At 43.9% G+C, this 22,244-nt stretch carries 17 protein-coding genes, 1 tRNA gene and 1 riboswitch; of the genes, 11 read left to right on the top strand and 7 right to left on the bottom strand.

Annotated elements, in window-relative coordinates; translation table 11 throughout:
• The first annotated feature begins 13 nt into the window (after positions 1 to 13).
• Genes rpmB through K9M52_RS05730 form a run of 3 tightly spaced genes read left to right on the top strand, consistent with a single transcriptional unit; the run spans position 14 to position 682 of the window.
• Positions 14 to 250 carry a 50S ribosomal protein L28 gene (gene rpmB / locus K9M52_RS05740; protein WP_146780378.1) on the top strand — a complete coding sequence of 79 codons (237 nt, stop codon included), beginning with the start codon at positions 14 to 16 and terminating at the stop codon, positions 248 to 250.
• A 33-nt stretch (positions 251 to 283) separates the two neighbouring features.
• The gene (gene rpmG, locus K9M52_RS05735; RefSeq protein WP_091395254.1) at positions 284 to 466 is read left to right on the top strand and encodes a 50S ribosomal protein L33; all 183 of its coding nucleotides are present in this window, start codon (positions 284 to 286) and stop codon (positions 464 to 466) included.
• A gap of 45 nt (positions 467 to 511) precedes the next feature.
• Positions 512 to 682, top strand: a complete 171-nt coding sequence (locus K9M52_RS05730) for a DUF4295 family protein (RefSeq protein ID WP_224071102.1) — start codon at positions 512 to 514, stop codon at positions 680 to 682.
• Positions 683 to 1,019: 337 nt separating this feature from the next.
• On the opposite strand, the gene K9M52_RS05725 is transcribed toward K9M52_RS05730, so the two are convergent.
• The gene (locus K9M52_RS05725; protein ID WP_224071101.1) at positions 1,020 to 3,272 is read right to left on the bottom strand and encodes a RelA/SpoT family protein; all 2,253 of its coding nucleotides are present in this window, start codon (positions 3,270 to 3,272) and stop codon (positions 1,020 to 1,022) included.
• A gap of 93 nt (positions 3,273 to 3,365) precedes the next feature.
• The gene (locus K9M52_RS05720; RefSeq protein ID WP_224071100.1) at positions 3,366 to 5,255 is read right to left on the bottom strand and encodes a chloride channel protein; all 1,890 of its coding nucleotides are present in this window, start codon (positions 5,253 to 5,255) and stop codon (positions 3,366 to 3,368) included.
• A gap of 352 nt (positions 5,256 to 5,607) precedes the next feature.
• Here K9M52_RS05720 and K9M52_RS05715 point away from each other — a divergent pair, with 352 nt between their 5' ends.
• Positions 5,608 to 6,564 (top strand): bifunctional helix-turn-helix transcriptional regulator/GNAT family N-acetyltransferase, encoded by a 957-nt coding sequence (locus tag K9M52_RS05715; RefSeq protein WP_224071099.1) that lies wholly within the window; start codon positions 5,608 to 5,610, stop codon positions 6,562 to 6,564.
• An 8-nt stretch (positions 6,565 to 6,572) separates the two neighbouring features.
• Here the strand turns inward: K9M52_RS05715 and K9M52_RS05710 are convergent, their stop codons facing one another.
• The gene (locus K9M52_RS05710; protein WP_224071098.1) at positions 6,573 to 7,130 is read right to left on the bottom strand and encodes a helix-hairpin-helix domain-containing protein; all 558 of its coding nucleotides are present in this window, start codon (positions 7,128 to 7,130) and stop codon (positions 6,573 to 6,575) included.
• A 35-nt stretch (positions 7,131 to 7,165) separates the two neighbouring features.
• On the opposite strand from K9M52_RS05710, the gene K9M52_RS05705 reads away from it, so the two are divergent.
• A complete protein-coding gene (locus K9M52_RS05705; RefSeq protein WP_224071097.1) occupies positions 7,166 to 9,580 on the top strand; it encodes a TonB-dependent receptor in 2,415 nt (804 codons plus the stop codon).
• 91 nt (positions 9,581 to 9,671) lie between these two features.
• On the opposite strand, the gene K9M52_RS05700 is transcribed toward K9M52_RS05705, so the two are convergent.
• Positions 9,672 to 11,036 (bottom strand): voltage-gated chloride channel family protein, encoded by a 1,365-nt coding sequence (locus K9M52_RS05700; RefSeq protein ID WP_224071096.1) that lies wholly within the window; start codon positions 11,034 to 11,036, stop codon positions 9,672 to 9,674.
• 58 nt (positions 11,037 to 11,094) lie between these two features.
• Positions 11,095 to 11,167, bottom strand: a riboswitch (Fluoride riboswitch).
• Positions 11,168 to 11,255: 88 nt separating this feature from the next.
• On the opposite strand from K9M52_RS05700, the gene K9M52_RS05695 reads away from it, so the two are divergent.
• Complete coding sequence (locus tag K9M52_RS05695) at positions 11,256 to 11,648, top strand: hypothetical protein (protein ID WP_224071095.1); 393 nt, start codon at positions 11,256 to 11,258, stop codon at positions 11,646 to 11,648.
• A gap of 85 nt (positions 11,649 to 11,733) precedes the next feature.
• On the opposite strand, the gene topA is transcribed toward K9M52_RS05695, so the two are convergent.
• Both topA and radC read right to left on the bottom strand, forming a co-directional pair.
• Positions 11,734 to 14,346: a type I DNA topoisomerase gene (topA, locus tag K9M52_RS05690; protein ID WP_224071094.1), complete on the bottom strand. Its 2,613-nt coding sequence runs from the start codon at positions 14,344 to 14,346 to the stop codon at positions 11,734 to 11,736.
• Positions 14,347 to 14,624: 278 nt separating this feature from the next.
• Positions 14,625 to 15,317, bottom strand: coding sequence for a RadC family protein (gene radC, locus K9M52_RS05685; RefSeq protein ID WP_224071093.1), 693 nt, complete (start codon positions 15,315 to 15,317; stop codon positions 14,625 to 14,627).
• A gap of 560 nt (positions 15,318 to 15,877) precedes the next feature.
• On the opposite strand from radC, the gene K9M52_RS05680 reads away from it, so the two are divergent.
• The 3 genes from K9M52_RS05680 to K9M52_RS05670 all read left to right on the top strand — a co-directional run bounded on the left by K9M52_RS05680 (position 15,878) and on the right by K9M52_RS05670 (position 18,293).
• On the top strand, positions 15,878 to 16,852 hold the full coding sequence (locus K9M52_RS05680) for a ribose-phosphate pyrophosphokinase (RefSeq protein ID WP_224071092.1): 975 nt from the start codon (positions 15,878 to 15,880) through the stop codon (positions 16,850 to 16,852).
• Positions 16,853 to 16,894: 42 nt separating this feature from the next.
• Positions 16,895 to 17,485, top strand: a complete 591-nt coding sequence (locus K9M52_RS05675; protein ID WP_224071091.1) for a 50S ribosomal protein L25 — start codon at positions 16,895 to 16,897, stop codon at positions 17,483 to 17,485.
• Positions 17,486 to 17,738: 253 nt separating this feature from the next.
• Positions 17,739 to 18,293, top strand: coding sequence for a hypothetical protein (locus tag K9M52_RS05670; protein WP_224071090.1), 555 nt, complete (start codon positions 17,739 to 17,741; stop codon positions 18,291 to 18,293).
• A 131-nt stretch (positions 18,294 to 18,424) separates the two neighbouring features.
• Here the strand turns inward: K9M52_RS05670 and K9M52_RS05665 are convergent.
• Positions 18,425 to 18,497: transfer RNA gene (locus K9M52_RS05665), tRNA-Thr, on the bottom strand.
• 314 nt (positions 18,498 to 18,811) lie between these two features.
• Between K9M52_RS05665 and K9M52_RS05660 the strand changes: the two genes are divergently transcribed.
• Both K9M52_RS05660 and K9M52_RS05655 read left to right on the top strand, forming a co-directional pair.
• Positions 18,812 to 19,921 carry an RNA-guided endonuclease InsQ/TnpB family protein gene (locus K9M52_RS05660; protein ID WP_224071089.1) on the top strand — a complete coding sequence of 370 codons (1,110 nt, stop codon included), beginning with the start codon at positions 18,812 to 18,814 and terminating at the stop codon, positions 19,919 to 19,921.
• A gap of 343 nt (positions 19,922 to 20,264) precedes the next feature.
• Positions 20,265 to 22,163, top strand: a complete 1,899-nt coding sequence (locus tag K9M52_RS05655; protein ID WP_224071088.1) for a DNA topoisomerase IV subunit B — start codon at positions 20,265 to 20,267, stop codon at positions 22,161 to 22,163.
• Positions 22,164 to 22,244: the final 81 nt, after the last annotated feature.

Genomic DNA, 22,244 nt, shown 5'->3' with positions numbered 1-22,244 from the left:
AAAAAATACAGTTATGGCAAGAGTATGTCAGGTTACAGGAAAAAAACCAATGGTGGGAAACAATGTTTCACACTCTAACATTAAATCCAAGCGTCGTTTCTTACCGAATTTACAGACGAAACGTTTCTTTTATGCTGAGGAAGATCGCTGGATTACATTGAAAGTGTCTGCCGATGCAATCCGTACCATTAATAAAAATGGCCTGAATGCAGTCGTTAAACAATTAAGAGCAGACGGCGTAAAAATCTAATCAAAAGTCGACAACAATTAAAGCATTATAGCAATGGCAAAGAAAGGAAACAGGGTTCAGGTAATTTTGGAATGCACAGAACACAAAGCAAGTGGACTTCCAGGAACCAGCCGTTACATTACACAGAAAAATAAGAAAAATACTGCTGAGCGTTTAGAGCTGAAGAAGTATAATCCTATTTTGAAAAAAGTAACTGTACACAAAGAAATTAAATAATCACCCCGGTTTTTACCGGCAGGACCATCTTATAAATAACGAATCATGGCAAAAGCAGCTAAAACCGCGATTAAAACTAAAGACCAGAAAGCAGCAGCAGATGCTAAGAACTGGACTAAAGTGATTAAAACTGTACGCAGCCCAAAAACAGGTGCTTACACTTTTAAAGAAGCAATCATACACAAAGACAATATCAAAGAATTTCTGGCAAAATAATCTGACCTTCAGAAAAGCTCAGGTCTGATTTGCTAAAAGGAAAACTGAAGGGGGCGTATAGGTTATGATTTTGCATCATCCTTCCTGCTTTTCCGATCAGATATCACCGGGATGAGTAAATATAACTCACCAGAAGTATTCCGAAGATAAAGTCCATAAACGTATTTTAACCGTATCGAATCTCGCAATTCATCTCTTGAAAATGCAGGGTTCGATACGGTTTTTTATATCGGATACGCCTCGGTGTTGATGCACAAAAACATAGATAATGACAAGAAGGGCAGCAGGATTTGACCCGGCTGCCCTTCTTGTCGTTAATTTATACCTGTTTCAGCACCTAAACCAGATCATCCGTATCGAAACGCTCTACTCCTTGTATGCCATCGAGTAGCTTCAGGTGTTCCACCAGCGTATCAAGCTCTTCTTTATCATGTACGAAGATTTTCAGCCGACCGTTGAATAAGCCTTCTTTCGATTCAATACTTAAGGCGGAGATATTAATTTTTAATTCGCCGCTAATGACATTGGTGATCTTATTGATGACACCCACATCGTCCACACCAATGATTTCAATGCCGGTAAGAAAGGATATTTCCTTGTTCTTAGCCCATTTGGTCTTGACAATCCGGTGACCCTGATTAGCCATCAACTGTGCCGCATTGGGGCAGTTGGTCCTGTGAATGATCAGTCCCTTACCCACGCTGACGAAGCCAAACACATCGTCTCCCGGAATGGGGTGGCAACAGTTGGCCAGCGTATACATGATCTTATCACTGGTCTCTCCAAATATGATTAATTCAGAATCCTTTTTGGATAAGGTTTTTGCGCTGTCTGGATTATATACGGGTTTTTCAGTTTTAACCTCTAGTTTAGGCGGTTCAAGTTTATCGCCGTTAACAGAGAAAGTCTTGAGTTCTTTCAGGTCAATTTTCTTAATGGCGATGCCGTAATAAAGATCCAGGTGAGAACTGAGCCCATAAAAGCTCACCAGTTCATCTACATTGTAAGTGGACACCGGTACCCCCATGTTTTCCAGTTTCCTTTTGAGGGTATATTTGCCATCCTCGCCGATGGTTCTCTTCTCTTCTTTTAAAGCATCCTTTATTCTATTTTTGGCCTTGGCTGTCACCACCAGACTGAGCCAGTCTTCACTGGGTTTTTGTTTATTACTGGTAATAATCTCTACCTGATCGCCGCTACGCAGAATATGACTGATCGGCACCAGTTTATGGTTAACCTTCGCTCCAATGCATTTTTGTCCGACAGCAGAGTGGATACTAAAGGCAAAATCAAGTGCCGTTGATCCTTTGGGAAGCATCTTGACATCCCCCTTCGGCGTGTAGGCGTATATTTCCTCGGCCAGGAAACTGGTTTTAAAGTCTTCCAGAAAGTCGATACTATCTGTCCCCTGGGAACTGATCATCTCTCTGATCTGGCCAAACCATTTATCAAACCGGTCTTCCGTACTGGTACCCTCCTTGTATTTCCAGTGTGCTGCCAGGCCTTTTTCTGCGATCTCATTCATACGTTTAGTCCGGATCTGGACTTCAACCCATTTCCCTTTTGGCCCCATTACAGTTGTGTGCAGCGCTTCATAACCGTTGCTTTTAGGGTTACTCAGCCAGTCCCGTAGTCTTTCCGGGGCAGGTGCGTAGGCATCTGTCACAATGGAATAGACTTTCCAGCACTCCTCCTTCTCTTTTTCCGGCTCCGAGTCCAGTATAACCCTGATGGCAAATAAGTCATAGACTTCTTCAAAGACGACTCCTTTCTTTTTCATCTTATTCCAGATGGAATGGATACTCTTTGGACGCCCATAGATCTCGAATTTAAAACCAGCGGAAACCAGTTTATCCTTAATGGGTTTGATAAATTCATTGATAAATCTTGTCCGCTCTCTTCTTGTTTCTGCCAGCTTACGGGCAATCTCCTTATACTTGTCCTTTTCCAGATACTTCATGGAGAGGTCTTCCAGCTCAGTCTTAATATTATAAAGGCCCATTCTGTGCGCCAGTGGTGCATACACCCAAACAGTCTCGCTGGCAATTTTAAGCTGCTTTTCCTGTTTCATCCAATCCAGCGTACGCATATTATGCAGCCGGTCCGCAAGTTTAATCAGAATCACTCTTGGGTCATCGGTCAGCGTGAGTAAGATTTTTTTAAAGTTCTCTGTCTGTTGCGTTGTAGACGCGTCTACTACAGTAGATATTTTTGTCAGCCCATCTACAATGCGGGCGATCTCATTCCCAAATTCGCGGGTAATATCCTCAATTGTAATATCTGTATCTTCTACCGTATCATGCAACAGAGCGCAGATAGTACTGCGAACACCCAGCCCAATCTCTTCAACACAGATCATGGCTACCGCAATGGGGTGGAAGATGTAGGGCTCGCCGCTTTTTCGCCGCATGGTTTTATGTGCTTCTGCAGCCATATAAAAAGCCTGGCGGACGATTTCCTTGTCACCTTTCTTAAATTTAGGTCTCAGCGTCCGCAGTAAGGCACGGTATCTGCGCAGAATTTCTCTCTTTTCCTGCTCCTCATTCAGGCTATACCTGACCAATTCTTTTTCAGTTGTTGTTTGTTTCAATTCGCGTCAAAGTCTTTTATAAAGACGAATTTACGCATTTGTGTACAGTACCGGAAAAATAATTTCCGGATTGGCATCCCTCAGATCAGGTGGCTATGGATGACGTTGTTTTCTTTCCTGTATAAAGTGATTACCTCTGGCCAGAATACGGAGTCCACGACGTTTCAGGGAAATTGAAGGCGTGGTTTTAATAAACTCACCCTGGCTGATCTGATAGGCGGACAGGATATCTTTATACGTTAATAATCCTATGTATTTTCCTTTGCTATTCTTAACAGGAATAGCTTCTTTATCCTTTTTTAGTAAAAGTTTTAAGGCGGTCAGAAGGTTATCTGAATCTTGGATAAATACTTCATTTTTTTCAGTGATCAGGCTGCCGACTTCCTGGTTGTCTGAATGGTTGCCAAAAAGATCCATTACACTGAGATAGCCAATAAATTCTCCGTCTTCGGATCTGACCATAAAATAATTGAGGTGTTGGTTATCCCGCAGGATCAGGTCTTTGACGGTATTGATCTTGTCGGAGGCATGCACGACCATTGTATTAGATTTGGTTACCTGGGCGACCAGGATTTTTTCCAGAATATCCGGTTCGTAGGATTCGGGGATTTTGACACCTTTTCGGGCGATTTTTTCCGTCATGATGGTGTACTTCATAAAAAAGAAAGATACGAAATAAGCGGCAGAGCAGGCTGCTAGTAAGGGGAGCAGGGCATTGGACTGCCCCGTACTTTCGATTGCAAATATGATAGAAGTTAACAACGCTCTGGATGCGCCGGCAAATAGCGCTGACATGCCGATGAGTGCTGCCAGCGGCAGGTTGATGCCGCTATTGGGGAAGTAATAGCTGATCGCCATTCCAAACAGGAGTCCGGCGGCACCGCCAATGGTGAGTAAGGGGGCTAGTGTACCTCCGGATGTACCGCTTCCCAGTGCAATGGTCCAGGAGAGAAATTTTAGAATCGATAGCGATAATAATAAGGTGATCGGCAGGCTACCGGTTAGAATGTCCGTAATATTGAAATAGCCTACGCCCAGTGTCCGCGGCGCGAAATATCCGATGACACCTGCTATCAGACCACCGATAGCGGGGTACCAAAACCAGCTAATGGGTATCTTGGCAAAAAGATCCTCGATCCAGAAAACGGATTTGGTTGCCAAAATAGACACGAACCCTAAAATGACACCCATGATGCTGTACCATAAAAGAGCGGTATTACCCGGCATGGACACCAGGCTTTCCATGGGGAATACCGGTCCCTGACCAAAAAACAGATGATGCCCCGCGGCACCGGTTATACAGGCCAGCGCTACCGGAATGATAGACCTGGGAGAAAATTCAAATAAGAGTAATTCAATCGCCAGAAAAATAGAAGAAACAGGACTGCCAAATATCGTTGCCATACCAGCGGCGGCACCGGCTGCGAGCAGGATTTTACGTTCATTGTTGGATATCTTTAATATCTGGCCAAGGGTAGAGCCCAAAGCGCCCCCCGTGGCAATAATCGGGCCCTCTGCACCGAACGGGCCGCCTGTACCGATCGCTATTGCGGAAGAAATGGGTTTTAGGTATACAATGGTAGGTTTGATCTTACTCTTATTGGTCAGGATCTGTTCCATCGCCTCTGGTATACCATGCCCTCTGATGGCCTGGGAGCCATACAGTGCCATAAATCCCACAACAAGCCCGCCAATGGCCGGAATGAAAATAACCCAGATGCCGAGGTGATTGAGCGAAGGATTGGCTTCAGTGGTCATGGCTACCTTGCCGTAAAAAGAAAGCTGGGTAATAAATCCAATAATAAACATCAGGAATTTGGCAATAAAACTGATCAGGATGGCTACAGAAATGGCCATCAGAGAAACGGTGATCAGTCTTTTTTTGCTCTGCGGGATTTTGGGTTTCATGTTCTCTGCTTCCAGTGTCGGACTAAGAGAGATGGAGACCGGTAAACCGCGTTTTAAAAATGTGCCCTTGCTCATATAAAGAATCGGTTAAAAGCTGTCTTAATAGGCCAGGTGTCGACACCATGCACTGCTACGTCATTTTCTTTCGCTTGCCTTAAGGACTTAAAATATTGTCAATAAAAGCAATACACCGGCAAGTGGCCGCGCCACCAGTATGGACTGTTGACTCTTCTAAGTTAAGTGCAAAAGGGCAGATTGCCATATTTTTCTTTGTTATTCCTTGCTCAAAGTGGCTGAAAATAAATACCTACCCACAACAGTTTTTATAGAATCAGGTTGTTGTGAATTTAAATAGAAAAAAGAAATCCGGGGATCAGGGAAAAATATCTATATTTGCATAACCAGTTATATAATTAAATATACAATAATGAAATTGTTTGAAAAAACAGGTAAGATGGCTATCGGGAGCCGCCTCAGGTTGCTGACCTCTAAGATAACCGATGACTCAGCATTGCTATATGGATTATACAATATAGAACTGACACCTAAGTGGTTTCCTGTTTTCTTTGTGCTCTCTGATAATGCATCAATGACGATAACGGAGATCGCTCAGCAAATTGGCCATTCTCAGCCATCGGTTACGAAAATAGTGAAAGAAATGGCCAGGTCCGGCCTTGTTAAGAGCAATCTTAAATCCACAGATAAGCGTAGAAATGTTGTTGGGTTGACAACAAAAGGGAAGGAGTTATCCCAAAAGATACATCTGCAGTATCAGGATGTAGACGCTGCTATTGAAAATATTGAAAAGGAGGCGAGCTATCCTCTTTGGGAAGCCATAGCCGAATGGGAGTTCTTATTGGGGCAAAAGTCTCTGTTTTTGCGTGTGAAGGAGCAAAAAAAGAGACGAGAGAGCCGGGATGTGAAGATTATATCCTATACTCCTAAATATAAGGCTGTATTCCGGGCATTGAACGAAGCATGGATTAACCAATATTTTGAGATGGAGGAAGCTGATTATAAGGCCCTTGATAATCCGGAACTGATATTGAAAAAAGGTGGGAAAATATTGGTAGCCTTGTATAACGGCAAGCCGGTTGGGGTCTGTGCGCTCATTAAAATGACGGACACCGATTATGATTTTGAAATGGCGAAAATGGCTGTTTCCCCCGAGGCGCAGGGAAAGCATATCGGTTGGTTACTCGGAAAGGCGATTGTGAAAGCCGCGAAGGAGGCCGGTGCTTCTAAGCTTTATCTGGAGAGTAATACACGCTTGACACCTGCAATCAATCTATACTATAAACTGGGCTTTGTCAAAGTAACAGGCATCCATTCTCCCTATAAACGGGCCAATATCCATATGGAATTGGATTTGAAGGCTAAATAATCATTCTGCTACTGAGATCGAAAGCAAAGGCCTGCTTCTGTCAGAGCCTGGTCGAGCAGGGCTATTGCCTTATCGCCTATCCCATGCCAGCCCTGCACTTCTTTCCTGCTTAGTTGGGAAAGTGTCTCCGGATCGTTTATCTGATGGGATAATAGTGCACGCCTGGCGGGGGCTGCAAGTGCGGCATAAAAATCTTCGGGCGGTTTGCGCTCAGCCGCACAGACCGGACAAACGGGGCAATGACTGGTTTTGTAATAGCTATGCCCATTTGGACAGATTCTTTTTGTCTTCTGCTGTGTCATTATCAGCTGCTTACTTTTAAAAATACTGTCAACACAAGATACAAAAAATTCATCAGAGGGTTGCCCCAACTGATCCGCATGATTCGTGGAGATCTGATCTTTTTCCGCATCTCGTAAAAGGGTTGAGACTATGTGAATTATTTTTGCGCCGGAATTTGGAATGCATTTATGCATGCGCCGGTCGGCAACGCGATTGTGTGTGTAATTGCAGGACATCTGGCGATACCGCTTATTTTCGGTCCACGGACTTAGGCTTTTCGCCATTATCAGAATCAATCATTTTCTATTTCAATAAAATTATGAAACTCTTCCAATCAATTATTTGCCTGCTGACTGTCATGAGCTGCGGCAGTGGTATTGTGCTGGCTCAAAAGGCCGTTATCAGTGGTCACATTACTACGACAGACGGTAAGCCCGCCAGTCAGGTGAATATCCGGATAGATGGAAAAAACTGGGCCGATATCAGTGATATAAACGGCAACTACCATATTGATGTGCCCACCGCCGGAACTTATTTATTACGCTTAACCGCATTAGGCACCCGGGAGCAGACCAAAGAAGTTTATCTCAGCGCAGGCGCCCATATTAAAGAAGATTTTGTCATTAACCTGACGTATGCTCAATTGGCAGATGTGACCGTACAGGCCAGGCAAATCCTATTGGGCAATAAGGTAACCTACGGTGTTGCCAAGATGCCGCTTAAAAATCTGGAGAATCCTCAGGTATACAGCAGTGTAGGCGCTGATTTGATGATCCAGCAGGGAATTACCAATTTTGATGACGCGATGCGTAATGTGCCCGGCATTTCCAGAACCTGGGCGTCTACCGGCCGGGCAGGAGACGGGGCCACATATTTTGCCTTAAGGGGATTTGAAGCGCAGCCTTCTTTATACAACGGCCTTCCGGGGTTCACGGCAGGAGATCTGGATCCGGCTAATATTGAAGAGATTCAGGTATTGAAAGGGCCTTCCGGCACCCTTTACGGTGCGAACTTTGTCGGCTACGGCGGCGTAATCAATGTGATAACCAAGAAGCCTTATTTTGAAAAAGGAGGTACACTCAGTTATACAGGCGGCAGTTTCGGACTGAGCCAGATTACGGCAGATTATAATACACCGCTGAATGATAGTATGGCTTTCCGGATGGTGGCTGATTATCATACGGAGAACAGCTTTCAGGATGCCGGGTTTAAAAAGTCCTTCTTCCTGGCCCCTTCCTTTACTTACAGGGCCAGTGACCGTTTGACTTTTGATTTTATGGCGGAGATTTATCACGAAGAACGTGCCGCCGCGCCGGTGTTTTTCCATACCAACCGGGTTGATCCACTGACTTTTAAAGACATCGCCTCCCTGAACCTGAATCCCGAACTATCCTTTACCTCCAATGACCTGACCATTAAAAATCCAAGGTTCAATATTCAGGCACAAATGAATTATAAGATATCCGGCGTCTGGTCTTCTCAGACGGCGATCTCCAGAAGTGTATCATGGGCAGACGGTTATTATGGATATATCTTTGGCAATGAACAGGGCAGTGATCATTTTGAACAGGATATTACCAAAGAGAATCAAAGTAACCGCGTATTTGATATTCAGCAGAATTTTAATGCCGACTTTAAGATCGGATCGGTCCGCAACCGGCTGTTGATCGGACTGGATTATTTTTCGCAGCAGATTGTCAATAACGGATCCGGATATGGCATCGTCCGGTTTGTGACGCCTCAGGGGGAAGTGTTCCAGGTAGATGACAGTCATCCTGTCTACTTAACAAAGGCTTCTATAGATAGTCTGTTGGCGGGCAAAGGCAATTCACTCAGCAATACCAGTAAACAGACATATGCCGCTTACGTATCTGACGTAATTAATTTTACACCCAACTTATCTGCTATGTTGAGTCTCAGGGCAGACTATTTTGACAATAAGGGAGAAAAAGGAAATAAAGAAGATGATTTTGATCAGTTTGCATTGAGCCCGAAATTTGGTCTGGTCTATCAACCTGTGCTGGATCAGGTATCCCTGTTTGCGAATTATCAAAATTCATTTATGAATGTGGCGCCTCGGACTGTATATGACGTCGATGGCAGTAATCCACGTTTGAAGACCTTTAAACCGGAGCACGCCAACCAGTGGGAAGCTGGTATTAAAACCAATATCATTCAAAATAAACTGGCTTTTACCGCCTCTTATTATGATATCAAAGTAGAAGACAGGGTTACGCCGCTTGCCGGCAATATAAACGATGCGGATCAGCGTGGGAAAGTTCATAGCCGCGGTTTTGATCTGGATCTCGAGGCGGAGCCTGCTGCTGGTCTGAGCCTGATCGCTGGTTATTCTCATAATAAAATTGAGAATACGTCAGCCAATAAGACAGATTTTTACACAGAAAAAGGGCGGGCGCCGGGTGGTCAGGGACCGCAGGATCTGGCGAACTTCTGGGGAACCTATACTTTTCAGCAGGGTGCGCTCAGGAACTTCGGCTTCGGAATCGGCGGCAATTATGCAGGTGTCTATAAAGTAGTGGACAACAGTGCTACCGGTGTTTTTGAATTGCCATCCTATACACTTGTGAATGCGACTTTGTATTATAATGGCAGGCATGTAAGAGTGTCGCTGAACGGGAACAATCTGCTGGATAAACAATATTACATAGGATACTGGTCTGTCAATCCGCAAAGACCGGTTAATTACAGCATGACGGTTGCCTTTAAATTATAGGACATCAACGGACCGATCTGATCATGAAAAGTGCATGAAGAGCAACTGTATGGCTTGAATGCACTTTCCTTTATTTCAGGGAAATCCGGGCTTATCTGTTAGCGCTTTTGTTTTTTCTCTCCAGTTTTGCCTTTCTGATCTTCTGTAAAGTTAATTCATTGTCTGTTGCAGGTTCTGCATTGAGCTTTGAATAGCCCAGTCTTTGTGCAGAATAAATGCCAGTATGGCCACTGAAATAATAGGCGGTGAAGCAGGCAATAGCAAAATAGATCAGGTTCTCACTGCCGAATAGTTCTACTCCCATTAAAGTACAGGCAATAGGCGTGTTGGTGGCCCCCGCAAACACGGCAATAAAGCCCAGGCCTGCCATCAGGTCTACCGGTGCTCCTGTCAGCATACCAATGGCATTGCCCAATGCTGCGCCGATGAAAAATAAGGGTGTTACCTCACCGCCTTTGAAACCCATGCTAAGCGTAATGGCTGTAAAAAGCAGTTTCCAGAACCAGCTTAGATAAGAGGCACCTCCTTCTTTAAAGCAGGATAAGATACTGACGGCCCTGGGGTCGGGATTATCCACACCCAGGCCTAAATAGCTGTCAGTCCCCAACAGGTATGTCAGCCCGATGATAACAACGCCCCCAATAAATGGGATCAGCCATTTTTTGGAAATCCATCGCTGACTGTAATTTTTAATGGTATGGGACAGCTCGGAAAACAAATAGCTGGCAAGTCCGAACAATACACCCCCTAATATAACACTGGCCAGTAATCGCCAATTCATATGGAACATGCCGTCTGCACCGGTAAGCATATTTTTAAAAGCGATGGCATACTGTGTATGATGTATTCCCCATTCCTTACAGACGATGTCAGCCAGTATACTGGCCATGAAACAGGGGAGCAGGGCCTTATGATTGATCTTCCCGACTGTAATTACTTCTAAGGCAAAAATGGCACCTGTCAGCGGTGTGCCAAACACGGCGCCAAAGCCGGCCGCTACACCTGTCATGAGCAGGATCTTGGTATCCGCCTTGTCTAGTTGTAGTTTTTTACCGATCAGGCTGGAAATACTTCCGCCAATCTGCACAGCCGTTCCTTCCCGGCCTGCCGACCCCCCAAACAGGTGGGTGGCGACGGTGGTGAGTAATACGAGAGGTGCCATTCTGAACGGTACACCGCCACCAGGCTTATGGATCTCATCCACAATAAGATTATTGCCCGCTTCTGCGTTTTTTCCGGAGTAGTAATACGACAAATAGATAAGGATACCTGACAAGGGTAATAAAAATAATAGCCAGGGATGTTGCCATCTTATAACAGTCACCTGCTCAAGCATCCATAAAAACAGGGCGACAGTTGAACCGGCAAATAAGGACACTGGGATCGTGATCAACGTCCATTTTAAAAGATGCCTGAGAATCGAAATATGTTCGAAAGATGTAATGATTTTTTTCATGCTTTCCTACAAATAATAAATATGAGGCCTGTCAGGCCAATGTACGCTTTATGCGTTTTTATTTGTAGGCGCCATCAGCCTGTGTGCAAAGACAGGCGGTTGAGTAGGAAGACACCATTTCCTTTTAGTAAATGCAAAGATAATACACCAAATACTAATTTGTGTTGGTTTTGGTTGCAAATCCTTTAATTTTAGCGATACAAAAATGTAAATCAAGCGATGGCTCAAATACAGCTGATACGCAAGGGGATATTACCCATAGCGAAAATGAAGATCGAAATCGGGGGACATGTCTATATGCTCGCCGGCCTCAAAGCACAGCAAATAACCCTTCCGGAAGGGACGAGCGAAGTGAAAATGCGCCTGGAAGGTTGGTATGCTACCAATACAATCCATATTAATGCACAATCTACTAAGCTGATCATACGGCCGTTTATTCCAGACTGGTATTATTTGCTCTGTCTTCTGTGCTGCTTTTTATTTTTTCAGTTTGAGGATACCGGATGGCTGATTAAATATGTCGTAGGAGGTGCCGGTGGGCTGATGATCCTTTCCATTATGTATTTTACTTTTTTCAGGGACCAGAAATACTTTAGTTGTACAGTACGGTAGGTATTGCCACCTTAATAAAAACCATGGTCGACTCCTTAAAAAGCCGACCATGGTTATTGTACATTTGCCCCTTTGACCAGGCTGTTTATTTCCTGGCTGCCTTTTTGGCCGCCGCTTTCTTAGGAGCCGCCTTCTTAGCTGTTTTTTTAGGAGCTGCTTTTTTGGCGGCCTTTTTAGGTGCTGCCTTCTTGGCTTTCTTGGTAAACGCGCCCGGTACTTCTTTCTCGATCATTTTTTTGACGTCTTCCAGGGTGACATCCTTTAAGTCTTCTGCCGTAAACCTTTCGCCGTCGGGCCGCTTCCCCAGTTTGATAGAAGCCTTGCCAAAGCGGATAAAAGGCCCCCAGCGTCCATTCTCAATGGCGATTTTCTCTGCCGGCCAGTTATGAATATACCGATTGGCTTCCTTCTCTATTTTTTTGGCCACCAGCTCGTCAATGTCGGACTGGCTCAGGTTGTCAAAATCATAGGCTTTGGGCACGTTGATAAAATAATCTTCCCATTTAATAAAGGGACCAAAACGGCCTTTGCCCTTGGTCACTGGCTTGTCCTGATAAAAGGCGATAGGTGCATCTGCTTTGATCTTTTCTTCAATCAGTTCAATGGCCTGCTCCATGGTCGTTTCCAAAGGGTCACTGCCTTTGGGTAAAGAGACATAGGTCTCTCCCCATTTTACATAAGGACCAAATCTTCCCACGGATGCGGATACTTCAGCATCTTTATATTCACCTAGCGTGATTGGAAGCTTAAACAGATCCATGGCTTCTTCGAAAGTAATGGTTTCAATACTCTGATCTTTCCGAAGGGAGGCAAAGCGGCGCTCCTCAGCGTCTTCCTGTTCGCCGATCTGTACCATAGGTCCAAATTTACCCATGCGGGCATAGACTTTCTTGCCTGAAGCAGGATCAATGCCCAGTTCTCTTTCTCCGGTGGCACGTCCAGCATTTTCCATGGTCTCTTCAATGCTCAGGTGGAAGGGGCCATAGAATGCATGGATCATTTTGTTCCAGACCAATTTACCGTCGGCTATTTCATCAAACTCGGCTTCCACGCGGGCAGTAAAGTTGTAGTCCATTACATTTTTAAAATGCATGGTCAAGAAGTCGGTTACCACCATACCCAGATCTGTAGGTACGAGCTTGCCTTTATCCGCACCGGTGATTTCTTTTTTCTCTTTTTTGGCGATCTGTTGCTTGTCATCCAGACGTATCATATGAATGATCCTTTCCGTCCCTTCCTTTTCTCTTTTCTCTACATAATTGCGCTTCATGATTGTTGTGATCGTTGGCGCATAGGTAGACGGTCTGCCAATGCCCAGCTCTTCCAGTTTCTTCACCAAAGAGGCTTCAGTATAGCGTGGGGCCGGACGGGTGAATTTCTCAGTTGCGATCATTTCTTTGAAAGTCAGCTGCTGACCCACAGCCAGTGGCGGCAACATGCCTTCCTGTTCTTCTTCCTCCTCTTCATCTTTGCCTTCCAGGTAAACCTTTAAAAAACCATCGAATTGTAATACTTCACCGGAAGCTGTTAACTGCTCCTTATTTGTCGATATATCAATCTTGGCGATAGTTTTCTCAAAGGCAGCATCACTCATCTGGGATGCGATGGTGCGTTTCCAGATGAGGTCGTATAACCTTCTCTCATCGTAGCCTTCTACTGTATGGTGACTGATATAGGTCGGACGAATCGCCTCATGAGCTTCCTGAGCACTGTCATTTTTATTTTTGAACTTACGGGGTTGATAATACTCATTGCCGTAGGCATTTTTAATTTCCTGACTGATCTCACCCATGGCAGTATCACTTAAATTGATACTGTCAGTACGCATATAGGTAATATGTCCATTTTCATACAGTCGTTGCGCGATCTGCATGGTTTTACTAACGCCAAAGCCCAGCTTACGACTGGCTTCCTGTTGCAGGGTTGAGGTCGTAAAGGGGGCAGAAGGGGTTCTCTTAGCAGGTTTTACCTGTATATCTGCTACCTTATAAGTAGCCCCTTTGCAGCTATTTAAGAATTGCTCAGCTGTATTGCTGTCCGGTAGTTTATTAGGCCCTTCGGCTTTAAAGCTAACGGTTTTGCCACTATGATCATCCGCCTGGAAAAAACCATCTATCTTAAAGCTGCTGACCGGCGTAAATCCATTGATCTCTCTTTCTCTTTCCACAATCAGGCGAACCGCGACACTCTGTACCCTGCCCGCACTGAGCCCGCCTGTCATGCCGATCTTGCGCCATAGAACCGGACTGAGTTCAAAACCCACTAACCGGTCCAGTACACGTCTGGCCTGCTGCGCATTGACCAGATTCAGGTCAATGGTGCGGGGTGTTTGAATCGCCCGCTGAATAGCAGGTTTGGTGATTTCGTGAAAGATGATCCTTTTAGTGGTATGTGGATTCAGCTTCAGTACTTCAGCCAGATGCCAGCTGATACTTTCTCCTTCCCGGTCCTCATCCGATGCCAGCCAGACTTCGTCTGCCTTCTGCGCCTTCTGCTTGAGGGCACTAACAACCTTTAATTTTTCATCGGGAACTATATAAGTTGGTTTAAATCCTTCTTCAATATCAATACCATTGTCACCTTTTGCAAGGTCACGTATATGGCCATAGCTGCTCACCACTTCAAAGTCCTTGCCCAGGAATTTTTCTATGGTTTTGGCCTTGGCCGGCGACTCTACTATTAATAAGTTTTTTGCCATTATTCTATTTAGATTATATACTATTTTAATACGAAATCTTCTCTAATATGACGGTACAATTTTGCAATAATAAACAAAAGTTGAACGTACAAAGCGAATTTTAAAGATAAATTCTAAACTTATCCGGTCGGTTTTGTCGTCCGGGAACTTTCCCGTCATCGGGATCTATTAAATTTTTCACAATATAATTGGTTGATAATCAGTAAAAATATAATGCATTTATACATTTAGTATTGATTAAGAATTGTATAGACTGAAAAAATGTCTTTTTGGGACATCTATTTCATGAATTCATTATCCAGAAAACTGAAAAATCCATGATCAGAGATTATAATATGATCGAGCATGGTAATATCCATTGTCTTGGCGGCGCTGTGTATCGCCCTGGTGATTGCCAGGTCCTGTTCACTGGGATTGAGCGAACCGCTGGGGTGATTGTGGGAGATGATAAAGGCAACCGCATTATATTGTAAAGCCATTTTCAGAATGACCCGTACATCTACGGTAGTACCTGTTAATCCGCCGGAACTGATGATTTTATGTTTGATGATATGATTAGCGCTATTCATATAGATGACCATAAAGATTTCGTGTTGTAAATGAGCCATATGAGGCATAAGGAAATCTGCCATATCCTTGGAGCAGGTTATCTGCTGCCTGGATTTATCTTCCTGCTCTTTACGCGCAGATAGCGATAAGGCCGCCAGGATAGCAACGGCTTTGGCCTGGCCCAGGCCCGGTATTTTGTATTCCAGTATTTCGTGCACGGAGAGCCGGGATAGCAAATTCAGCTTGTTGTCACAAATGGCCAGCAATTCCTGGGCAATATCCAGGGCGGAACCTTTGGTACTGCCGGTAATGATCAAAATAGCCAGCAGTTCTGCATTGCTGAGGGACGCGGCTCCCTTGGCAATGAGCTTTTCCCTTGGCCGGTCATCTTCTGCCCAGTTTTTTATAGGTACGTTGTTCATAATTTACTTTATTGCAGGACTTTAGCGCTTCAAGGAAGTGTCGGGGTTTGCTTTGACAATTTTGATTGAGCTAATTACCTGATTGATAATTAAGATGAAATGATATGATATGTTGTGTGCCGTCTATAATCTACCGTTCAGTTGGCTGAAAATGAATAGGGAAAGCACAGCCAGCACTGAGAAAGGACGGTATTTAGTAATGCTCAGTCAGGCCTGTCAGCAGTGAATAGCGAAAATTGCATGAGGACGATCACAGGAAATTGCCCAACAGGTATTATATACAGTTGGTGACATCGGTATTATGTAGCGCGAAAGTTTCATCGAGATGCTTCTGTTTAAAAAAGTTAATCCGGGCGCAGGCAGGCAAATATAAAGTTTGATGATGGAATGAAGGGACTTGGGTGTAAAAACTGAAAAAGGTGTAGAGGCGAAGCAAAATGATATGAAGTTTTGCACCTTAAAATGTGGAAAAACCAGCTAATCCTGGCGGGGAAGCCGGTAAAATAAATTGCCGTTTTGGTGAAGTTTTATATTTTCGCACCTAATATTACTATTTAGTTATGAATCCATCTGTCAAGATTTTTTCTGGAACCGGCTCTCAGGCGCTGGCAGAGAAAATCGCCCAACGCTTCGGGGCTCCCCTTGGTAAAATCAATGTTCAAAAGTTCAGCGACGGTGAAATTCAACCGGTTTTCCTGGAAAGCATCCGTGGAGACTATGTTTTTCTGGTGCAAAGTACTTTTGCTCCCACTGATAACCTGATGGAGCTGTTACTCATGATTGATGCGGCTAAAAGGGCCAGCGCCAGCAGAATTGTGGCCGTAATACCTTATTATGGCTTTGCCCGCCAGGATCGTAAGGATCGTCCTCGTGTGGCGATCGGTGCCAAGCTGGTGGCGACGCTTTTGGAGGCTGCCGGTGCGGACAGGGTGATCACCATGGATCTCCATGCTGCTCAGATTCAAGGGTTTTTCGATATTCCGGTGGACCATTTGGACAGTTCCGCCATATTTATTCCTTATATTGAGCAATTGAAACTAAAAAACCTTACCTTTGCGGCCCCTGATGTGGGTAGTACCAATAGAGTCAGGGAAGTGGCCAACTATTTCAATGCAGAAATGGTGATCTGTGACAAGCACAGAAAAAGGGCCAATGAAATAGCCAGTATGGTGGTAATAGGGGATGTAGTAGATAAAGATATTGTCCTGGTGGATGATATCTGTGATACAGCCGGAACTTTGACCAAAGCAGCAGGGCTGCTTATGGAAAAAGGCGCCAGAAGTGTTCGCGCTTTATGTACACATCCGATATTGAGCGGCAACGCCTACCAAACCATTGAAAACAGTGTTTTGGATGAATTGGTGGTTTGCGATACCATACCATTAAAGGCGCAGTCTGATAAGATCAAAGTACTCTCTGTCGCAGATTTATTCGCTATTGCGATCAAAAACGCACACGAGAATAAAAGTATCTCGAGCCTGTTCTTTCACTCTCAGCTAAGAGAAAGAGAGCGGACACATGGTCAGAGATCCTAGGAGCTTATCAAAAAATAGTTTTTTATTCATTAAATATAAAACATGAAAACAATTACAATCAAAGGACAACTGAGGACCGAAAGCGGAAAAAGTGCCACCCGCCAAATTCGCTCTCAGGAGAACGTGCCAGGTGTAATTTATGGCGGTGAAAAGGAAATTAATTTCCATGCTTCTGCTAAAGATTTCAAAGCCCTGGTCTACACTAGTGAGTTTCAGAAAGCTGAAGTAGAAATCGATGGTAAAAAATATACGACCATCATCAAAGACCTGCAATTTGACAGAGTTACTGACAAGCTAATCCACATTGACTTGCTGGAACTGGTGGAAGGTAAGAAACTGATCGCTACCATCCCCGTTAAAATGGAAGGTAACGCAGAAGGTGTTAAAGCCGGTGGTAAACTGGTGACTAAACTGAAATCTCTGAAGGTTAAGTGTTATCCAAAAGATCTGAAAGAGTTTATCAGTCTGGATATTACTAACCTGGCCTTAAACGAGAACATCCGTGTGGAAGACGTAAATGAACCTGATCTGGAAATCATGAACTCCAAACGTATTCCTATCGCTTCAATCGTTATGACACGTCAGTTGCGTCAGGAAGAAGCAGCAGCGGATAAAGAAGCTAAGAAAAAATAGTTGCTGCTATCCGAAAGGTAACAGAAATCATTTATAGAAGCTTTAAAACAGGAAAAGTTGACGGTCTGTCTTCTTTTCCTGTTTTTCTTTTCAGGGCAGTATCGATGCTACTATAAGGGCAGGATATTTGCATTTGAATAGAATAACTTAAAAAATAGGCGTTTCACTACAAAATATCATGTAACTTTGGATATGTAACAACTAATGTTACAATCCCTTATCAAATTTAAACACGCTTCTAAAAATAAAAATTATGCGACAATCCTTTTCCTTTTCCAAGAAAGCCTTGTTTGGCGCTGTATTGGCACTCGTAATGTCAGTTGGCTTAAGCGTGCAGACAGCCAGGGCACAGAAACTCTTTTTTCTCTTTGGGCATCTGGCCTATGAGAATCCGGGTAACAACGGTATTATGCAAAGCTATAAGTATGGTATCGGTGGTGAACTTGGCGGGGGTATCAAATTATTTAATAAGACTTACGCGACCGGAACGATAGGTTACAGTTCTTTTGGCCAGGATAAATCTGCCAGCCCAAGGCCCGGCAGAATGTCTTATGTACCGGTCCGGTTTGGGCTTCGCCAGAACTTTTTGCCCCTGAATCTGTTGTTTTTACATGCAGATGTCGGAAGCGCCAAGGTGAAAAATGACCTGACCAGCGGATCCAGATTCACAGGTTCTTTTGGTGTGGGCGGAAAGCTGGGCCCTATTGAAGCGCAGATCGATTATGAACTGATCGGCAAGAAAAGCGGGGACCCCAGCGGGGGGAACGGCTGGGTGGCCTTTAAGGCTGGCTGGCGTTTTGGATTATAAAGAAATGCGAGGCATAAATAGTGTTGCGTGCAATCCGGCAAAGCTTGAAAAAACGCACACTGAGATAGATTTTCTTACATTAAAACTCCCGATAAGCATAAGTCTTACCGGGAGTTTTTTTATATAGCCAGAGCCTCCTATAGGACTTGAACCTACGACCTATTCATTACGAATGAAGCGCTCTACCAACTGAGCTAAGGAGGCTTGTTTAAATTCGAGCGCAAAAATACAACAAGAGATTAGTTATTTCCAAGTAAATTTTTCATGGTGCTATAATAGATCTCCAGATCCTTCCTAAGGTAGTGCTATTTTCAGGATCAATGCGCGTGTGCAATTTGGCTTTCATTATTGAGTTTTTCTTTCGTCATATACAAGTCCAAGATGGTTATTGAAAAGTTAAATAGATGATTGGATTATTTATTTAGTATTGAATACTAAATTATATACTTATATTTGTTTTGTATTGCTATTTTATTATGATAGGCTAAAAAATGCTATAAGCCAACGCTTTTGGACAGATGAAAAAAATTATTATTACATACAAGTTTAAATTGAATCCTTCAAAACAGGACATTGCCCTGCTGAACAGGCACTTGGGCTGTGTGCGTCTTGTTTATAATATGTTTTTAGACCGGATGAAAGAGCAACGGCTTCAAACGGACATTTGTGACGGTTTTTATGCTCAATGCCGGGAATTGACGCTATTAAAAAAAGAAGATGCTTTTTATTTTTTCAATGAGGTCAATAGTCAATCACTCCATGCGGCCTTACGCGTTTTAAGGATCGCTGATGAGAATCATGAAGAAGGGCGTGCCGGCGCACCGCGGCATAAATCCAGAAAGAAGAAAAATAGCTTTATCGTTCCCCAACGCGTTTATGTAGATGGAAATCTATTGTTTATCCCTAAATTCAAAGAAGGGATCAGGCTGATAAAACACCGCGATATTAAAGGTGAAATAAAGCGTTGTATTGTTACAAGAACAACAACGGGAGATTTTTTTGTATCTATTGTTTGTGAAAAGGGGCATGAACCTTTAAAATCTACCGGTAAAAAAGTTGGCCTGGACATGGGAATAAAAAACCTTGTTATCGCTTCGACAGGTGAAAAATTTGAAAATAATAGCCCGACAGAAAAATATGCGAGGGAACTTGCCCATGCCCAAAGACATCTTTCTCGAAAGCAATGCGGCTCTATGAGTTGGGAAAGGCAAAGGTTGAAGGTAGTGGCAATACATAAAAAAATCGCGAACTCAAGACGGGACTTTTCACACAAACTTTCAACGTTGATAATCAAATCGTATGATGTGATTTGTGTGGAAGATCTTATTGTAGCCGGATTGTTGAGAAATCATGCTCTGGCGAGGCGTATTGCAGATGCTGCTTGGGGGATGCTCCTCAGGCTTCTTGAGCAGAAGGCCGAATGGAATAATAAGCAGATTGTCAGGGTCGGACGCTTCTTTCCCTCCAGTAAAACCTGTCATGTCTGCGGAGATATTAACCAAGGGATGAAGCTATCTGAAAGACAATGGACTTGTAAGAATGGACATAAACTGGACAGGGATATCAACGCGGCTATCAATATCCTTATGGAAGGGAATAGAATAATCGGGGCGGGACTCTCCGAATAACACGGGCGGAGGCTCATACAAAACTGCCACAAGGCAGATGAGCCGATGAAACCCGAAGCCGGATAACTCAATAGTTGTCAGGTAGTTCACGAAACAGTTGCTCTGCCAACTGAGCTAAGGAGGCTTGTTTAAATTCGAGCGCAAAAATACAACAAGAGATTAGTTTTTTCCAAGGAAATTTTTGACCGATTGCAGTAGATTATCTTCAATTTGTTCACCTGCGATTATTTGTTTACCTGAATCCCTTACATTTGACCGGCAATGTGTATACAGGCAGATATTTATAGTATTTGCGCAGAAATTGATTATATTTGACGAAATTTGGACTAAATAAGTTAGGAATATGACAGCATCAAATTATGACGAAGGAAGTATCCGGAGTCTCGACTGGCGGGAGCATATCCGTTTGAGGCCAGGTATGTATATCGGCAAATTGGGAGACGGCAACGCTCCTGATGACGGTATCTATGTACTGGTAAAAGAAGTACTGGATAACTGTATCGATGAGCATATGATGGGCTTCGGTACCAAGATTGAAATCACTATTGAAGATAGAAGCGTATCTGCCAGAGATTATGGCAGAGGTGTGCCGTTGGGCAAACTGGTCGACGTGGCCAGCAAGATTAACACCGGGGCGAAATATGACAGTAAGGCTTTCCAGAAAAGTGTCGGTCTGAATGGGGTGGGTATCAAGGCGGTTAATGCATTAAGCAATTATTTTAAGATTGAAAGTTACCGGGAAGGCAAAATGCGCAGTGCGGACTTCGAAAAAGGGGTACTGCTGAATGAGTCCAAGGAAACCAAGACCAGTGAGCCAAACGGTACTTTTGTCCATTTTGTTCCGGATGAGACTGTTTTTAAGAACTTTCATTTTAAGCCGGATTATCTGGATGATCTGCTCTGGAATTATTGCTACCTGAATGCCGGACTGACCATTTATTTTAACGGGAAGAAATATGTCAGCAAAAACGGCTTGGTAGACTTGCTCAAAAGAAAAGCGAATGAGGATGAACTTCGCTATCCGATCGTCTCTCTGAAAGGTTACGACATTGAAGTCGCTTTTTCTCATGGGAATGACTACGGAGAAGATCTCTACTCCTTCGTCAATGGCCAGTATACCACTCAGGGCGGTACGCATCAGCAGGCATTCAGAGAAGCATTTGTCAAGACCGTTCGCGATTTCTATAAAAAAGATTATGATGCTTCCGATATCCGGCAGAGTATCGTTGCCGCGCTGGCCGTGCGGGTACAGGAACCCGTGTTTGAAAGCCAGACCAAGACGAAGCTGGGATCTCAGTATGTCGTCGAAGGAGGCCAGAGTATGAAGAGTTTCGTGCTGGAGTTCATGTCCAGAGAACTGGATAACTACCTGCATAAGAATCCAACGGTGGCCGATATCCTGAAAAAAAGGATTGAACAAAGCGAAAGGGAACGCAAGGAGCTTTCCGGTATCAAAAAGCTGGCCAATGAGCGGGCTAAAAAGGCCAATCTGCACAACAAAAAGCTTAGGGATTGCAAGATCCATTATAATGAAGAGCCCAGTGGAAAGAATAAAGAGGATGTGCTGGAAAAACAACAGCAAACCACCATTTTTATTACCGAGGGAGACAGTGCGAGCGGAAGCATAACCAAAAGCCGGAATGTGGATACACAGGCGGTCTTCAGCCTGCGCGGTAAACCATTGAATTGCTTCGGACTATCCAAGAAAGTCGTTTATGAAAATGAGGAGTTCAACTTATTACAGCACGCGCTTAATATTGAAGACGGGCTGGATGGTCTTCGTTATAAGAATATCGTTATCGCGACAGATGCAGATGTGGATGGGATGCATATCCGGTTGCTCCTGATGACGTTTTTTCTGCAGTTCTTTCCTGATCTGGTCAAACAAAAGCACGTCTACATCCTGGAGACACCGCTGTTCAGGGTCCGTAATAAAAAGGAGACCATTTATTGTTATGACGAAACGGAAAAGCAGGCTGCCATCAAGAAATTAGGGAATAAGCCGGAAATTACCAGGTTCAAAGGCCTTGGTGAGATATCTCCTGAGGAATTCGGCCGTTTCATTGGTGAGGATATGCGTGTACAGCCTGTGCTATTGGATCAGGGGGCGCATATATTCAGCCTGCTGGATTATTTCATGGGTAAGAATACCCCCCAGCGACAGGAATTCATTATTGACAATCTTAAAATTGAACTGGATCTGGCCAGTGAAGAAGATATCAAGGCTTCACAAGTGGCATAGGCAATAAGAATAAAAAAAAGTTATATTACATCAAAAGGGTTATAGCACCGGTGCTATAACCCTTTTGATGTAATATACGTA

The sequence above is a fragment of the Arachidicoccus terrestris genome, assembly GCF_020042345.1.
In the GTDB taxonomy this organism is placed as follows: domain Bacteria; phylum Bacteroidota; class Bacteroidia; order Chitinophagales; family Chitinophagaceae; genus Arachidicoccus; species Arachidicoccus terrestris.
This window is presented reverse-complemented; position numbering and strand designations above follow the sequence as displayed.

Bases quoted from the DNA above. Each gene is read 5' to 3' on its own strand.
- rpmB (WP_146780378.1), top strand. From the start codon at position 14: ATGGCAAGAGTATGTCAGGTTACAGGAAAAAAACCAATGGTGGGAAAC.
- rpmG (WP_091395254.1), top strand. From the start codon at position 284: ATGGCAAAGAAAGGAAACAGGGTTCAGGTAATTTTGGAATGCACAGAA.
- K9M52_RS05730 (WP_224071102.1), top strand. From the start codon at position 512: ATGGCAAAAGCAGCTAAAACCGCGATTAAAACTAAAGACCAGAAAGCA.
- K9M52_RS05720 (WP_224071100.1), bottom strand. From the start codon at position 5,255: ATGAGCAAGGGCACATTTTTAAAACGCGGTTTACCGGTCTCCATCTCT.
- K9M52_RS05715 (WP_224071099.1), top strand. From the start codon at position 5,608: ATGAAATTGTTTGAAAAAACAGGTAAGATGGCTATCGGGAGCCGCCTC.
- K9M52_RS05710 (WP_224071098.1), bottom strand. From the start codon at position 7,130: ATGGCGAAAAGCCTAAGTCCGTGGACCGAAAATAAGCGGTATCGCCAG.
- K9M52_RS05705 (WP_224071097.1), top strand. From the start codon at position 7,166: ATGAAACTCTTCCAATCAATTATTTGCCTGCTGACTGTCATGAGCTGC.
- K9M52_RS05700 (WP_224071096.1), bottom strand. From the start codon at position 11,036: ATGAAAAAAATCATTACATCTTTCGAACATATTTCGATTCTCAGGCAT.
- K9M52_RS05695 (WP_224071095.1), top strand. From the start codon at position 11,256: ATGGCTCAAATACAGCTGATACGCAAGGGGATATTACCCATAGCGAAA.
- topA (WP_224071094.1), bottom strand. From the start codon at position 14,346: ATGGCAAAAAACTTATTAATAGTAGAGTCGCCGGCCAAGGCCAAAACC.
- radC (WP_224071093.1), bottom strand. From the start codon at position 15,317: ATGAACAACGTACCTATAAAAAACTGGGCAGAAGATGACCGGCCAAGG.
- K9M52_RS05680 (WP_224071092.1), top strand. From the start codon at position 15,878: ATGAATCCATCTGTCAAGATTTTTTCTGGAACCGGCTCTCAGGCGCTG.
- K9M52_RS05675 (WP_224071091.1), top strand. From the start codon at position 16,895: ATGAAAACAATTACAATCAAAGGACAACTGAGGACCGAAAGCGGAAAA.
- K9M52_RS05670 (WP_224071090.1), top strand. From the start codon at position 17,739: ATGCGACAATCCTTTTCCTTTTCCAAGAAAGCCTTGTTTGGCGCTGTA.
- K9M52_RS05660 (WP_224071089.1), top strand. From the start codon at position 18,812: ATGAAAAAAATTATTATTACATACAAGTTTAAATTGAATCCTTCAAAA.
- K9M52_RS05655 (WP_224071088.1), top strand. From the start codon at position 20,265: ATGACAGCATCAAATTATGACGAAGGAAGTATCCGGAGTCTCGACTGG.